This window comes from Thiorhodovibrio litoralis (assembly GCF_033954455.1).
In the GTDB taxonomy this organism is placed as follows: domain Bacteria; phylum Pseudomonadota; class Gammaproteobacteria; order Chromatiales; family Chromatiaceae; genus Thiorhodovibrio; species Thiorhodovibrio litoralis.
In genome coordinates this window covers 5216106-5230836 of the sequence record NZ_CP121473.1, presented here as the reverse complement: position 1 = coordinate 5230836, position 14731 = coordinate 5216106, and the positions used below count along the sequence as shown (strand labels likewise).

The window sequence follows — 14731 nt, the reverse complement described above, 5'->3', positions numbered from 1 at the left end:
GTTAAAGATGACCGACCCAGACGTCTTGCATGATCACGAACAAGAAAGCCGTCGAACAGCCAAACATCAGCACTCCGGAGATAGCGATCAGTGGTCCGATATGTCGCCAGGGATATTTCAGCAGGACATCGCCGAAGCCCAGCGTCGTGATGGATGCGGCGGCAAAATAGACGCCTTCGGTCAGGCTTGGCAAAAGTCGCTCTCCGCGCAAAAACAATCCCCAGGCCGCAGATTCTGCCAGGTGGGCCGCGAACAACAGAAAGAAACAGCCAAGGATCAAAGTCTTGCCAGTATGGTGCCCAAAATGCTCCAGCATCCACGCTTTCCGTCCAATGATTGCGCCAGCCACATCGAAGATCATAACAAGGTGAAAAAAGAACAGAGCAAGCGCAAGCAGCAGTGCAAAGCCATAGATCCTGACAATCTTGCGACGGAAACCCGGGTGATGTCCTTCCACTGCTGTTTGATCTGACTTGTCTTGATGCCCGGTTTCCGCGCTGGGCCGGGGAGGGAGGGTCAATTCGACGTTTTCTGGAGTCAAGGTCTTGGGCTCTCGCGCTAGTGTCTTTTTCGGGCGACTGGCCTGATCGAGCTGGCGATCATGGATTTCGCGACGCAGCAAGACCCAAGCCAGCAGAGCAACGAGGACAGACAATCCCGTCACCGTCCAGAAGCCGAACGGATTGTGTTGATCGGGGATGCCCGCGACGTTCATTCCGAGCAGACCGGTGATGAAGGTCAAGGGCAAAAACACGGTCGCGACGATGGTCAGATTCAGGCTGGAACGCGTCATGGTCTCCGAGCGTTGCGCATCGATTTGATCCTCCAACAGCTGCACCCGGGTGCGGCATTCATCCAACCCTTGCAAATAGCGGGTCACGTAATTTGAGGACCGGACCAAGGTTTCACGGTCATCGGCATCCAGCACCAGGGCGGGGTCGGTCGTCATCGGAGCGAGCACCTGCTGGGCGGCATTGACTTGCCGTCGGGTGCGAAAAATTCGCCGCCGCAGCTCGCTCAGCGCCTGCGGGGGAGGGGCGGAACCGCCGTCGAGCAGGGCATCCTCGACGGCATCGATGTCTTGGGTCAGATCAAAGATGACAGCTTCCATCCGCTTGGTCATCGCCGAGACCATGAATCCGAGCAAATCCACGGCCGTTACCAGTGAGCTGTCCGACGTGTGCCGTCGTAACACCTCCACGGCGGCGATCGGGCCAGATCGCACGGTCATCGCCCGGGCCGGGCCGATCAGTAACTTCAAATCGGCGAGTTCGCTGATATCCTCAATCTGCTCGGAACGCGGGGTTCTGATACTTACCAAGGTGCCGTCAGGCACCTGTTCATAATGGTTGAAACGCACCGGCGCTAATAACGCCTGCCTGGTCTGATCGTTAATCTCTTGCAAGCCCATCAGCCATTGGCGATCAGCGTCGTCGGCCATGTCGACGTCGAACCAGGTGGCACCAGCGGCCCCTGAGTTATGCGAGGCTTTTCCGAGCCCGAATCGGGAAATCTCAGGCATGGCGGATCATATTTGGGGCGGTCACTGGCAATGCATCGGGGCTACCGCATCGTTGGAATATAGACATAGGCTGTCGGAACATCGGCCCCGATCACCTTGATGGCGTTGCTTTCGTCTAAACCGCCAAGCGAGACAGTTTCGCCGGCGGGAAAGTCACCGATCTTAACCTGGTTTCCCGTCACCTCGTAGGTGCCAGAGCCCGGCGGCATCTGGAAGGACACCTGGCAAGGGCTAGAGTCGCAGTTCGCGGTGTCACCGGGTTTGATGGTGACCGCCATGACGCCAGTGACATGATCGCCCCCGCTTGAAGCGCAGGCGCTCAAAACCGACACGGCCAGTGCGGAGATCAGCCAAGAACCTTGACGCATGATCGCGCGCGGGGTTTGAAAGTGACTATTTGTGTTCATTGCTTTGGTCCTTAATGTTGAATGCTGCGGCAGTGATTGAATCTTTTCGCGATGGCCCCTCGGACCGGCTTGCTTCTCTGATTTTGCCAGGCTTGAGCGCCTCGGTCTGACCATATCACGCCAATTCGCAGGGCGCTTCCGCGTCTCGATCCAAGCGCGGAGACAGCGATCTGAGCATTCCCATCCTGCAGGCGCAACATCTGATTCACTCTGGCGGCGTTCTCCGAGCCGCTGGCTTCCGGACGCCAGCAGGCCCCTTGGTTGAGTAAAGACCGATTGCAGATGCTATTTCTTTTGTGAGCATTTTGCGCATGTACGCGCGATGCGTATAATTGAGGTCATGCGCTACCAATTCATTGAGTCCCCGCTCTTCTGTGCGCTTTTGCCCGATTACCTGACCGACGAGGAATATACAGAATTGCAGGAGTATCTATGCGAACACCCAGAGGCGGGCGACGTAGTGCGCGGCTCAGGTGGGGTGCGCAAGGTGCGTTGGAGCCGCGCCGGGAGCGGAAAGTCCGGCGGTGTGCGGGTGTGCTACTACAGGCGCACCTCCGCTGGGCAAATGCTGATGCTGGTGATTTACGCCAAGAGCGCACGGGATTCAATTCCTGGGCATGTGCTCAAGGCGCTACGCGAGGAGATGGAACATGCCGAAAACTGAAAAAGAACTGCTCGCTCGCGACGCGGGGCGCGACATTGGCGCTGAACTCCTCGAAGCCGTGCGTGATCTGAGGGCAGGGCGCTGGGCGCGTAAGACCGAGTTTGAAGTGCTGGAGAATGGCACGGTCCGTCGCCGTATCCAGCGGGCAGATGGGACGGTGGAAAAGGACGAAGTTCTCACCGGTCCGCGCTGGGAATTGATGGCGGCCCGAGCCCAATCTGGCTTGTCGCAGACGGAGTTCGCCCGCGCGCTGGGAGTGTCGAAGCGGACGCTGGAAAACTGGGAGCAGGGCCGAGCGCAGCCGACGGGAGCCGCGCGGCAGCTTCTGCGGCTTGCGGCCCAGTTTCCGGATACGGTGAGCCGGCTCGCGACAATGGGATAGGTAGGATGAAACCCTTCTACCGCTGATTGACCCGCCGCAGCGAGACTTACCCTCTGACCTGCGCGCCCAAATCACCGTGACTCGCTTGCTCGATCTGCACCCGCAACGGGCTGATGGTGTCGATATGCAGGTCGCGCTGCGGGAAGGCGATGCTGATGCCGGCGGCATTGAACTTCTCGTTGATGGCCACGTTCAATGCGCTGATGGTGCTGACGCGCAGATCGATGGAGTCGACGAAGCAGCGCAGCAGCAGACCGAGCGAATTGTCGCCGAAGGTCTCGAAGATAACTGTCGGGGGCGGCTCATCGAGCACGTTGGCATTCTCCCTGGCGGCTTCCGCCAACAGATCCATGGCCTGACGCACCGGCGCTCCGTAGGCGATGCCAATGGCTAACACCAGCCGCGTGGTCTGATCCGACAGCGACCAATTGAGCAGGCGCCCGGTAATGAACTCCTTATTGGGCACCAGCAGCTCCTTGCCGTCCCAGTTGCGGATGGTGGTGGCGCGGATCTTGATTTTGGTCACCACGCCATCGGTGTCGCCCACGGTGACGGCATCGCCGACGCGGATGGGGCGCTCGAACAGGATAATCAGGCCGCTGATAAAGTTGGCGACGATCTCTTGCAGGCCAAAGCCGATGCCAACGCTAAGCGCCGCCGCCAGCCATTGCACTTGCGACCAACGCGCGCCCAAGGTGCTCAGCACCAGCAGCAGACCCACGGCAACCAGGGCATAGGTGGTCAAGGTGGTGACCGTATAGCGGCTGGCTGCGGTCATTTTGAAACGCTGTAACAGCACGATCTCCAGCAGGGCCGGGAGCCGATCCGCCAGCACCCAGGCGCCGATGGCATAGAGCAACGCCTGCCCAAGGCTCGCGAGCGTGATCGGCTGGGATTGCTCATTACCATCAACCATGACAGTCCCATGCCACAGGACCACGTCGTCAAAGATGCGCAGCGCTGGCAGGGCGCTGAACCAGATCAGGTAGAGTCCGCCGAGCGCCGTGGCGAAGATGAGGATGCGGATCAGCCCATGCGTCTCGTCGCTCAAGGCGGTGATATCCACCTCCGGTGCCTCGAATTGCAGATCCCCGACATCGCCCTCGTCATCTTCTTCCGCTTCCGCTTGCTCCGCGCGGCGGCGCTCCATGGCAGCATCGTAGGCCAGGCGCCGTCGGGTCACCTGCAACCAACGCTGCGCGAGGGCGTTGCTCAGCGCCAGCGCCAGCAGGAACCAGAGCGTCAATAAAAACAGATGGGAATAGGCCGTGGCGGTGTAGACATAGCCGGTCCAGGAGAGAGCAAGCAATACCAGGGGATAACCAACCGCCAGCGGGTACCAGATCAAGTAGGTGCGGGTGACCGTTGGGTAAGCGCCACTGGAGCGCAAGTGGGCGAGCACGCCACGCTGGGGGTGGAGCACCCGGTACAGGAACAGCGACAGCGGAACATAGCCCAACAGCAGGCCGAGCTTGGCCAGGGTGCCGCCGGAGTCGGTCGGATTCAGATCAATCGCGAGCTTGACGATCAAGGCCGAGATTGCGAGCGGCCAGATGACCAGCTTGAGCTGGGTTCGCAACAGCTTCAAATTGCGCTCTGGCCAGCGGAAATGCGCTGCCGCCAAGCCATGAGGTAAGCAGATGGCGCGCAGGCTGAGCAGAATGGCAAGATGCAGGGCGACCCAGATCAGGGATGTACCAAGGGCATGGGACAGTGCTGTTCCGCCACCCGCGCTCTGGAGCTGCCAGCCCACTATCCCCACCAGTGAGGGCAGCGGTGCCGCGAGGAGCAGGGTCAAGGCCAACACACGCCAGGTATGGCCCATGCAGTCGGTCGTGGGTTTGCCGATGCGCGGGGCGACCGCGTTGATGGCGGCGATGGTCGCTCGGCGTCGCCACAGCAGAACCACAGCGCCGACCAGGGCGAGCCAGAAGGCGGGACTGAGCGCGAGTTCCTGACCGATCAGGCGCGGCAAGCCGGGGAGGTCTGCGGTGGCGAACTGGGCGCGGAGCTGGCTCGGCAGCGCACGGATGTCCTCTAGGCTGATGGGTTTAGCGTTGCGTAACCAGGGCAAGTTTTCGCCCAGAAAGGCGTCGTACTCACCGGCGGTCGCGAGCAACGCCTGCTCTGCTCGATCAAGCTCCCGCAGCTTGCCAAGGTAGAGCCGATTCGTCTCCAGTGCCTGGTCGAGCTGCGCCTGACGTTGTTGCACCAGCTCTCGCAGTTTCGCCTTCTGCGCGGCGAGTTCCTGGGCCGTCATAGGCGTCGTCGAGTCATCGGCCTGGAGCGACTGCGCGAGTCGTTCGACTGTCGCATCCGTGTCCGCGATGCGCCGTGCCTCAGAGCGATACTCTAGCCGGCGCACGTTGAGGTTCGCGATCTCGTCCTGGCGCTGATCGGCCTTTTCAGCGAAGGCGCGCGGATCGGGCAGGGTATCGAGCTGGCGCAACAGGATACGGCCAAGATCGTCGTTGACCTCCCCGGACTCCAGGGTTTCCTGCGCATCCTGGTAATCGGCGCCGAGCTGCTCCAGGCGCTGCTCGAGTGCTTGTCGCGCTTCATCTTGCGCCTTGACCTGCTCGATCATTGTGCTGACATCGCGCGACAGTGCCGCGTTTTGTTCAGATAGCTCGACCAACACCGGGTGCATTCCCTTAAGCTCGCGCCGGGTCTGCTCGGCTTCTGCCGTGGCTTGCTTCGCTGCCTGACGGCGTTTGATGTCAATCAGCTCCTCAAGCATCCCGACGCGCTCGCCGATCCGCTCAGCACTGGCCTCATCCCTGGCGAGCTTGGCTTCCAGCAGTTGTGTTCGCAGCGGCTGGCTCGAAAGCTCCTGGTTGAGCATCGTGATCTCAGTGCTCAGCGCCACCTGGCGCGTCGCCAGCTCCCACTGTTGCGCCTCCACCAACACCGCACCCGCATCATCCTCGTCGAGTGCTTGGCGCTGCGCCGCTGCCTCCTCGCGTTCTTGCGTGGCCGCCGCGAGGCGCTGGCCGATGACATCCGGGCGCGCCTCGAGTATCGCCAGCCGGGACTCGGCATCGGCGCGTTCCGCTTCGACCGCGTTCAGGTTCGCCTGCTCCTTCTGCAACAGTTGCTCAAGCACGGGCAGCGGGGTGTTGGCATCCGCCTCCAGGCCCTCGAGTGGCACGGATTTCGGCTCGGTCTGCGGCTCGGTCTCTTCCGGGGGCGCCAGCGCTGCTTGGATGGCCTGAATCTCGGCCGGCGCGCGCTCGGCGGTTTGCTGAAACTTGGCGGCCGCTGCCTCATTGTCCTGTGCTGTGCGCAGATGGCTCAGTGCTTTGCGGTAAAGCTCGATCAGCCGGCTTTTGGCCTCCTCGGTCATGTCGGTCGCCGCCTCGGCTTCGGCGATCTTCGACTCCAGTGCCTCGGCGGTGACAGGCGAGGCCGCCAGCGCGCTCTCGGTCTCCTGAGCGCCGACCAACGAAAGCGAGGCCATCCAAAGGAGGGTAGCGGTTAGAAGAAAGGGAAGTGTTCGCATGGTCAGCCGTCTGACACCAGGGCTTCTGTTACCCGAATAGGCGAAGCGGATTTCGACATGGCGTTGCTCTGTTCTTTGGATGCGTGATTGGGATGCGTGATTGGCCAGGAGCGTAGCAGTGCGCTGTGGCGGGCTCAACGGTCTCGCTCACGATTTTTCGCCCAAAGCCGAGAGGGTTGCAACATCATCCGACTCCTTCCCACTATCATCGCGCAGATAGAGCGTCTGACTCCGGAAAGCAATGCTCAGCCCATTGGCCTCGACGATGGCGCAGCAGCGCATGATCACATCCTGCTTGACCTTGAGCCAGCCTTCCCAGTCGACGGTCTTGGAGAAGCAATAGATCAGGATGTCGATCGAGCTATCGCCGAGGGTGTCGAGATAGACCAACAGCGTTCGCTTGATGCCGTACCCATCCATGGCGTCGGCGATCTTGGCGAGTTGTTGTCGGGTATAGCTGGAGGTGTCGGTGCTGCTGTCGGCAATATCCGCATGGGCGATCAGCATGGCGCGAATGTCATCGACGGTCTTCTTCACCTGCTGCATATCACTGCCGTATTCGAGCCCGAGGGTGAACTTGATGCGCCTTCCGAGTTTGCGCCGGCTCCAGTTGCGCACGTCGATGCTGGCCACATAGGCGTTGGGTAGAAAGATCACGGCGTTGTCGAAGGTGCGGAGCCTGGTGCTGCGCAGGCCGACATCGATCACCGTACCCTCGCCGTCGGGTGTAACGATCCAATCGCCTTGCTGGAACATGTCGTCGACGATGATGGAGATGCAGCCAAAAATGTTGGCGATGGTCTCCTTCGCCGCGAAGGCGACGGCCAGACCGCCGATGCCGAGTGACGCCAGCAGGGCACGGATATCGAAGCCGAAGTGCTGCAAGAGGTAAAGCGCGGCAATCACGATCACCATGAATCGCGTCACGCTCGAGAGGAAATTGACCAACTCGCCGCGCAGGGTCGGATGGCGGCGCAGCAGGGCGCCCGAATACAGCATGACGAGGTTATCAATCAGACGCAGCAGCGCCCAGACGATCAGCACGACGTAGAAACTGTCGAGCACCACCAGGATGCGCTCGCCGGATTCGCGCAAGAACAGAATGCGCGTCGCCTGTACAACGGCGATCAGCACCAGCAGGACGCGCAGCGGAGCGAGAAAGGACTGCCGAAGCAGGCGGACCAGGCGCTCGGCCTCAGAGGGGTCCGCCTGCGCGTTCAGCGCTCGTTGCGGCTGCGCGCGTCGCAAGAGGCGCGGCAGCATTGGCAGCAGAAACAGACCGACGCCGGTAAAGACCAGAAGCAGCAAGGTTGCTGCGAAGAATTGGCCGATGCTGATGAATTGGCCAAGGCTGGACTGGCTGCCCGGCAGCATCTTGGTATTGATGGCGATGGCCCATGGCTGGGCGTCGATGGCGCGGATCAGTGCGCTGATACCAATCCAATGCAACAACTCGTTGCTCGTTGCCGCGCGCTTGACGAAGTTGAACAAAGATTGCGCCACGGCATCATAGACATCGGCGCGCTGGCTGAAGTCCTGATAGGCATCGATCAACGCTTGCTCGGCATCGCTGAGTGTAGTTGGCCCGGCGGCTTGCAAATGCTGCACAGCGCGCCCGAATGGAACCTGATTGAAGCTGGTGCGGTGTTCGAAGCTTTTGAATGCGCGGTTAAAGTCCGCGGCTGGGGCGAATCGGATCCAGTCATGCGCCACCGTGGTGAGCAGATCCGCAAAACTCTGGCCCAGGATCGCGTTGTTGAGGCGCAGAATCGCGATCATCTCGGCGGTCTTGTCCCCGCCGCGCCGGGCACGCAAGACGGCGTCGCGCAGCGGTGGCAGTGCATCCGCAGGGGGGCGGTCCACAAAGCCTCTGCCGCCTTGGGACAGAATGGCCCGATTGAGCTGCTCCAGTACGAGGGAGCGCTGATGCGTCAGCCGAGCCCGGTCGGCGTCATCGGTGGCGGTGCTGATGCGCTGGTCGAGGTTAGCGATCGCAAGCAGAAGTGGCTGGGTAAAGGGCGTGGTGTCGCCGAGATTCTCAGCGCGCATCACCGGCGCATCCGCTGCCGGCAAGCTCGCCGGGAATAGCAGCAGCCCTGCCAGCAGCACCGGAATTAGAGCCGGAATCACAGCCCGAATCACAGCCCGAATCACAGCCCGAATCACAGCCGGTACTCCAGCTTTGATAACAGTTGGGATCAAACTGGAAACTCTGCCGTTGCGCGATGAGCGTAATCACGATAATTGCGGGACCCATTTCCAAGCCATTTGAAGGACATGGAATGCGTGTGGGATCACGGGGGCCGTTACTGGCCGACAGCGGGAAGCCGGAATCGTGAACCACGCTCCCCCCCTGAGGGGGGAGAGACGCAGCGGGTTCAGTTGCCTCTAGCGCTCTGGCGAATGGCGCGAGCGAGGGTGTAGCGGGCATAGCGCTCGGCATCGGCTCCGCGACGCGGGGACGCGCGCTCGAGCAAGCGTTGGTAGACCGTGGTCGGTGCAAGGCCGGCCTCAAGAGCGCCGCAGACCCAGCCCCATTCGCGGGCAGATTCGGACGGATCACCGGTGGATAAGCGCGCCCGTGGAGCGCAGTTGACGACCGGCGGCGGAGCCGGAGCCATCGTTGGCAAGGCCGGAGTTGGATCCCAGACGCGCTCCTGCGGGCTTGGTCGCCGAAGGACATTGACCCACTCCCCGCCACGCTTGGCATTCTTCATCCCGGCGAGCCGACCGAGGTGCTCACCGGAGACCGAGCCCGGATCGGCGCCAACGCGCGGGATCAGCCAACGCTGCACATCACAGCGCTGCGCCTCATCGAGCGCGCGGGTCAGCCGTAGCCACAGGTGGCAGCCCCCGAGCGTCGAAGTCTGCACCACCAGGGCCGCATAGTGCCGAGCGATGCGCTGCGCCATCGGCCGTGCGACATCATCGAGAAACACCATTGGCCAGGGATAGCCGCGGGCTGGACGGATATAAATATCGGCCTGTTGGACATTGCGCGCTCTGGCCAGCCCCAACGGAAGCTGATCCAAAGAGCGATCATGGAACCACAGCATCGTCGCCTTGGCGGTGCGCACCGCCAAATCGGCACGCACGATGCCAGCGTCGTGCCATGCCTCAAGCATCACGGCGGTGTGTCTTGCCGCTGTCATGGCCTGGTGCGGGCGCTCAGCGCTCAAGCGGCTCATCAGGCGCCCGCCCTGGCACTCGGGCGTTGGCGGGCGTTGCCCGCCGCTGAACCAAACACCTCAAGGTAGAGTTGTTCATCGAGCTGCGCGCGTTCGAGCCGAGCAGCCTGCGCCAGCAATTCTGCCGCCATGGTCGTGAGCACGCGATAATTGCCCAACGCATGCTCAGCGAGCGTCTTCATCAGCCCTGCGCTCATCAGACTCGCATTGCCGGCACTGTGTTGTAAATGCTCCAGGCAGGCGACCAGCGCCTCGCGACTGGCATACTCCATACTCAGGCGCGTACGGATACGACTGCCCAGCGGCAGCAACTCCTCACGGCGCAGCTTGGTCGCCAGGCGGCCATCGCCGGCCAGGATCACGCTCAACAACGTGCGCGAATCGAACTGCATGGAGGTCAGCAGACGCAGCTCATTGAGCACCGTCGGATGCATCTCCTGCGCCTCGTCGATGAGCAACACCGGGCGCAACAGCGTCGTCTCCAGATGCGCCAGCCAGCGCTCGCGCAGGATCTTGAAGCCACCCCAGCGGTTATGGGGCTTGAGGTCAACGGCGAACAGATCGCCCATCTCGCGGTAGAAGTCCGCCACCTTCGAGCTGGGATGCGTGAGCGCCCCAACGCTGATATCGGGCAGCTGGCGCAGACGCTCATCGAGCAGGCGCAGTACCGCACTCTTGCCGGTACCCGGATCACCTTGAATGAGCGCAAAACCGCCTTCGCGGATCAGGCTCTGCTCGATGCGCCAGCAAAACTGCTCCACCGGCGCGCTGCGATGCAGTGCCGCCGTCGGCAGCTCCGGGGAGAACGGATTGAACTTCAGTCCATAGAGGGCCAGCAGGGTCTTGTTCATCGACTGGATTCCAGGTCATCGTGTTTTGGCAGATAGGCCGGCGGCAGACCGGTGGCGGCATACTCGGCGAGCAAGTCGCGCAGCAACGGTGGCAGCGTCGTGGCGCGTTGTGATGGCGGTGGCGGTGCGCCGGCGGGCTCAAGGCGCCGACGCTGCCCGGAGGCATTGGCGGCTTTATCGAGGGGATAGAGGCGGCAGAGGATGGCGCCCGAGTGGGGATCAACCACGTCCACAGCACTCAGATCCCAGCGGGCATAAGCGATATGCAGTTGCTCAAGGTGACGCAAGCGCGCCGGCACCTCGAAGCGCTTGCCCGCCAGGCTGAGCGTCCCATCGCTGCGGCGCTGACGGCGTTGGACGCGACAACGAAAAGCGGCGCGGACCTGCTCGCTGTCCGGACAGGGGCGCCCCACGTTGGGCGCATCGAGAAGACGCGCAAGCGGCGTGGCGGCGGTCTCACTGTGGACCTTGCGGTGGTACTCCTGCTCCACCCACGCCTGAGTGAGGGTGTTGAGCCGCTGCAGGCTCAGCTCCTCCAGCCCCTTAAGCATCGCCATCAGGCGGCCTTCCAGCGTGGCCCAGAAGCGCTCCTGCTTGGCGTTCTGATACGGGCTGTACGGCAGGGTCGGCTCGTGGAGGATGCCCAGCGCATGCAATCCGGCGGTGAATTCCTCGGCCTGCATTGCCGCGCCGTTATCGCTCATCAGGGCGCGCGGCAGCCCGCGCTTGTGCAACGCCTGTCCCAGACCATGCACCAAGGTCTCGGTGGTCTCATCGAGGTACCACTGCAGATGGCAGATCAGGCGCGAGTGATCGTCGATGACCGCCAGCAGCAGGGGCTTGACCCAGACGCCACCCCGGGTGAGGACGTTGCGCGAGCCATGATGAAAGTCCAGATGCCACAAGGCATGGACATACTGGGCTTCATAGCTGCGCACCTCGCAGGCCTCCAGGCGCCGCGCGGCCTGCTCGGCCCCGGGTGTCTTGCGCGCCGGGACACGCCGGCGGTGCAGGCCCGCGCGCTTCATGAAGCGGCGCACGGTGGCATAGGAGGGCAGCGGCCCCAGGGTTTCATCGCCCGCGCACAAGGCGGCGAGGTTGTCGTAATGCAGCTGCACCGTCCAACCGGGGTAGTCGCGGTATTGCGCCTGTACGGCCTCCATCAGGCGCGGGCTCAGCGCGCGCTGCTCCCCGGCATCGCTGCGCCGGCGCGGGCGCAGTGCGGTCACCGGGTCTTGGGCATCGCGTGCGAGGTAATACCAGCGCTCCAAGGTCCCAAAGCTAAAACTGACCGCCCGCCCAGTCACCGGATGACGCCATGACTTGGCCGCCAGCGCCTTCAGCCGCGCGCCCAGCGCGTTCGCCGGCGCAGGATCAGCCAATAAAGGACCAATAATGGCAAAGCGCAACCGCGCCCAACCATCGGGATCACCGAGGCCGTTGTCATCGGACATTCGTCTTCACCTCCCAGTTGTTTCACACATCACCGGGAGTCTAGAAGGCGCCGCCCAGCGGCGCGATGAGGTCTTCTGCGGGTTGGCGTTGCCCTACAGCAAGCCTGTCGCTGTCGTGCTCGGGGCGATCAATATCAGCAGTTGCACGACGCGCTCGGACAACGCTTTTGCGCTCAATTTTTCCAGCAGGGATCCTGGCAGGTGCTCGGTGGCGATCGGCGGCATCAACAGACCAGCCAAGGATCGAAAGCAGCGGGTTTGCACAAACTGCTCACGCCACCAGTGCTGCCACCGCCGCAGGGTTTGGACGGTGACACCAAGCGTCTTGATCAAGCGCCGGCGACGCGATGCGCTCAGTCCGTCATGCAGGGCCGAAATCAGCACGACGATGACCCCGAGATAGACCTTGCGGCCCAGAAACCGAACGGAAGGCGGGGTGCTGCGCCGCCGGCACCCGTCCGCGGCACAGCAGAAACTCAGACGGCTCTGGTAGCTCTCATCCAAGACGCCACGCACAACACCTCGGGGCTTACGCGGATAACGGGCGCTGTGCAACGCACCACCGCAGTCACAGCCGCCCGCGCGGACTTCCTCGGCAATCGACTCGTCGATCCGGGTGAGCAGTTGGTAAAAGTTCGTGTCGGCAAGAAAGGCGTGACACACTGGGACTGTCTCCTGGTTTTTGGCGAAATTCGGAGACAGCCCTCTCGGACAACTTGCGTCAAGTTGTTTGAGGGGGTTTTTTGTTTTCCCTCACTGAATTTGCTCAGAATCGCGGCCGATTCCCGCAAATAGTCTGCTCAGGCTCAGCGCGATTCATTCATCAGTTCCTCCGCGAGAAACCCCCATCCTTCAGGGCGGGCAGGGATAGCCAGTGCGACAGTGCTGCCCCGGAAAATAGATGCAGGCTTTCCGCCGGCTGGGCCGTGAGACTCTACCCCGTAAAGGGCCTGGTGACAGAAGCCAGGCGGCTTCGCTCCCTCTGCCGGCGAGCCGTCGCCCTAGGTCAATCGATAAGTTTGCTCGGTTTCGGCGTCTCAGTCTGACCATTGCGCGCCAATTGGCGCGAAATGGTAGGTCGCGACCTCGCTTGATGGGGCAAAATCCTGCCCGCGCTTCTGAAATTTCCTGATCCTCGAGAGGAACGACTGGCGAGCCGACCACCGGGCGCGCTGCGCCTAGGCCGCCAGGCCGTCCGAGGGACAGTCACCGGGAAAGGAAGCGTCCGTAACCCATGCTGTTCCGGCATCACTTTAAGGAGCCTTAGCTTATGAAGACGACCCGCACGCGAACGAGCCTCCGAATGATCGGTCTCGCCCCACTGTTATCTGTGCTCTGGCTGTCTGGCTGCGGTGATCAGGTGGTCGTAGAAGGGATCAGCGCCGACACAGGCCGCCCCGTCAGCGGCGAAGCTGCGCAGGTCGAAGACCTAGGGGATGGCAGCAGCAACGAGGGTGGCCCAGTGGACATGGAGGCGGACCTCTACGACGCGGCCATCACGGATGAGCCAAACCTGGGACCAAATGCGCCTGGCTATATCCCCTGATCACCGCATATTGGGAGCATTGCAACATGATGACCCGGCCTTGTTTGGTCATGGATACTAGGACCACAGGCTGGTCTGGGTTTCAATCGTCGTGACCAGACGAGAGCGAACTGCTCCAACTTTTGAGGAACACGCAATGAAACGTATCGCTTTGACCGCCCTGTGTCTGCTTCCGCTCTTTGCCTGGGGAGAAGACGGACCGAGTGAATTGCAGACTCTGGGTCTGTCCGGTGCACAATCCGGATCGGAATGTTTATCAGCTTGCGAAGCGACCTTGGCAACATGCAAGCAATTCTGTCGAGATACCACCGCGCGGAGCGATGTGAGGCACTTCGATGAGGCGGATGTCTCGGTATCGTCCTGCATCAGAGACTGCGAGGCCGATGCGTCGATCTGCAACAAGGACTGCTGACGCTGAGACAAGATGCAAAAGGAGTATCGGGTGACAGGGAAGACGCACTGCGAGCGGTGATCGAGGGCACATCCTGATGGCGTGCCGATTAACTAACTGAAATCAGAGGACATCTCATGCAGAAGAACTTTTCCAAACGTGCCCCCAAACTTGCCCCAAAACTTGCTTTAGCCGCTTTGCTGAGCGCTGGGGCAGCGTTGCCCGGTGTCGCGTTTTCGCAGGCAATGGAACCCGTCGTTGCCGAGATCAGCGGCAGCCAACTTGCAGGCGAGGTCATGGTTGTGAACACCGAGACCCGGTTGATGACACTTAAAGATGACGAAGGTGTTTTTCACGTCCTGAACGTTCCCCCGGAGGTGAGCCGGATCGATCAGATCAAGATCGGTGACCAGGTGACGATCACAGAGATCAGCAGTGCGCTGATCGGGCTAACGCCAGCCGACGCAGGAACGCCGACCGGGATGGATATAACCACCGATGTCCAGCGGGACCCAGGCAGGAAGCCAGGCGGTACCATCACCGACACAGTGTCGGTTTCGGGCAAGATCGTCGGCGTCGATAAGGCAGCCGGCACGGTGACCATCAAAGGACCCAATCAGACGCAGACCTTCGACGTCACAGACACCTCGCTGCTCGATGGCGTCAAGATCGGAGACGGCGTCGTTGCGCAGTTCCGCAACGTAATCGTTGGCGAGGTCACGCAGACCCAGCAACGCAATCCTGGCCCTCCGGGTATGAACCGCTAACGCAGCCATCGAAGATTAGGAAGCGGTAGCAGGGATCCCGCGTGCCCTGAACCATTC

Annotated in this window: 12 protein-coding genes; 4 read left to right on the top strand and 8 right to left on the bottom strand. The window is 61.8% G+C overall.

Annotated elements, in window-relative coordinates; translation table 11 throughout:
• Position 1: 1 nt before the first annotated feature.
• Both Thiosp_RS23595 and Thiosp_RS23590 read right to left on the bottom strand, forming a co-directional pair.
• Entirely contained in the window at positions 2-1522 is a 1521-nt protein-coding gene (locus Thiosp_RS23595) for a CorA family divalent cation transporter (RefSeq protein WP_242518215.1), read from the bottom strand.
• A 41-nt stretch (positions 1523-1563) separates the two neighbouring features.
• Positions 1564-1890 (bottom strand): hypothetical protein, encoded by a 327-nt coding sequence (locus Thiosp_RS23590; protein WP_242518214.1) that lies wholly within the window; start codon positions 1888-1890, stop codon positions 1564-1566.
• A 361-nt stretch (positions 1891-2251) separates the two neighbouring features.
• Here Thiosp_RS23590 and Thiosp_RS23585 point away from each other — a divergent pair, with 361 nt between their 5' ends.
• Both Thiosp_RS23585 and Thiosp_RS23580 read left to right on the top strand, forming a co-directional pair.
• A complete protein-coding gene (locus tag Thiosp_RS23585) occupies positions 2252-2593 on the top strand; it encodes a type II toxin-antitoxin system RelE/ParE family toxin (RefSeq protein ID WP_242518213.1) in 342 nt (113 codons plus the stop codon).
• Positions 2580-2975 (top strand): helix-turn-helix domain-containing protein, encoded by a 396-nt coding sequence (locus tag Thiosp_RS23580; protein ID WP_201063309.1) that lies wholly within the window; start codon positions 2580-2582, stop codon positions 2973-2975. Before Thiosp_RS23585 ends, Thiosp_RS23580 begins: the two co-directional genes overlap by 14 nt.
• Positions 2976-3021: 46 nt before the next feature.
• Here Thiosp_RS23580 and Thiosp_RS23575 read toward each other — a convergent pair whose 3' ends face one another.
• The 6 genes from Thiosp_RS23575 to Thiosp_RS23550 all read right to left on the bottom strand — a co-directional run bounded on the left by Thiosp_RS23575 (position 3022) and on the right by Thiosp_RS23550 (position 12633).
• Entirely contained in the window at positions 3022-6435 is a 3414-nt protein-coding gene (locus Thiosp_RS23575; RefSeq protein ID WP_323696736.1) for a mechanosensitive ion channel domain-containing protein, read from the bottom strand.
• A gap of 189 nt (positions 6436-6624) precedes the next feature.
• Complete coding sequence (locus tag Thiosp_RS23570; RefSeq protein ID WP_323696735.1) at positions 6625-8607, bottom strand: mechanosensitive ion channel family protein; 1983 nt, start codon at positions 8605-8607, stop codon at positions 6625-6627.
• 248 nt (positions 8608-8855) lie between these two features.
• Positions 8856-9665: a DNA-primase RepB domain-containing protein gene (locus Thiosp_RS23565; RefSeq protein ID WP_323696455.1), complete on the bottom strand. Its 810-nt coding sequence runs from the start codon at positions 9663-9665 to the stop codon at positions 8856-8858.
• Positions 9665-10516 (bottom strand): ExeA family protein, encoded by an 852-nt coding sequence (locus Thiosp_RS23560; RefSeq protein ID WP_323696456.1) that lies wholly within the window; start codon positions 10514-10516, stop codon positions 9665-9667. The genes Thiosp_RS23565 and Thiosp_RS23560 overlap by 1 nt, the downstream gene beginning before the upstream one ends.
• The gene (locus Thiosp_RS23555; RefSeq protein ID WP_323696457.1) at positions 10513-11970 is read right to left on the bottom strand and encodes a DDE-type integrase/transposase/recombinase; all 1458 of its coding nucleotides are present in this window, start codon (positions 11968-11970) and stop codon (positions 10513-10515) included. Before Thiosp_RS23555 ends, Thiosp_RS23560 begins: the two co-directional genes overlap by 4 nt.
• A gap of 93 nt (positions 11971-12063) precedes the next feature.
• A complete protein-coding gene (locus tag Thiosp_RS23550; RefSeq protein WP_323696458.1) occupies positions 12064-12633 on the bottom strand; it encodes a hypothetical protein in 570 nt (189 codons plus the stop codon).
• 640 nt (positions 12634-13273) lie between these two features.
• Here Thiosp_RS23550 and Thiosp_RS23545 point away from each other — a divergent pair.
• Together Thiosp_RS23545 and Thiosp_RS23540 are read left to right on the top strand one after the other, a co-directional pair.
• Positions 13274-13516, top strand: coding sequence for a hypothetical protein (locus Thiosp_RS23545; RefSeq protein WP_201067188.1), 243 nt, complete (start codon positions 13274-13276; stop codon positions 13514-13516).
• A 528-nt stretch (positions 13517-14044) separates the two neighbouring features.
• Entirely contained in the window at positions 14045-14674 is a 630-nt protein-coding gene (locus Thiosp_RS23540) for a copper-binding protein (RefSeq protein ID WP_201067190.1), read from the top strand.
• The last annotated feature ends 57 nt before the right edge of the window (positions 14675-14731 follow it).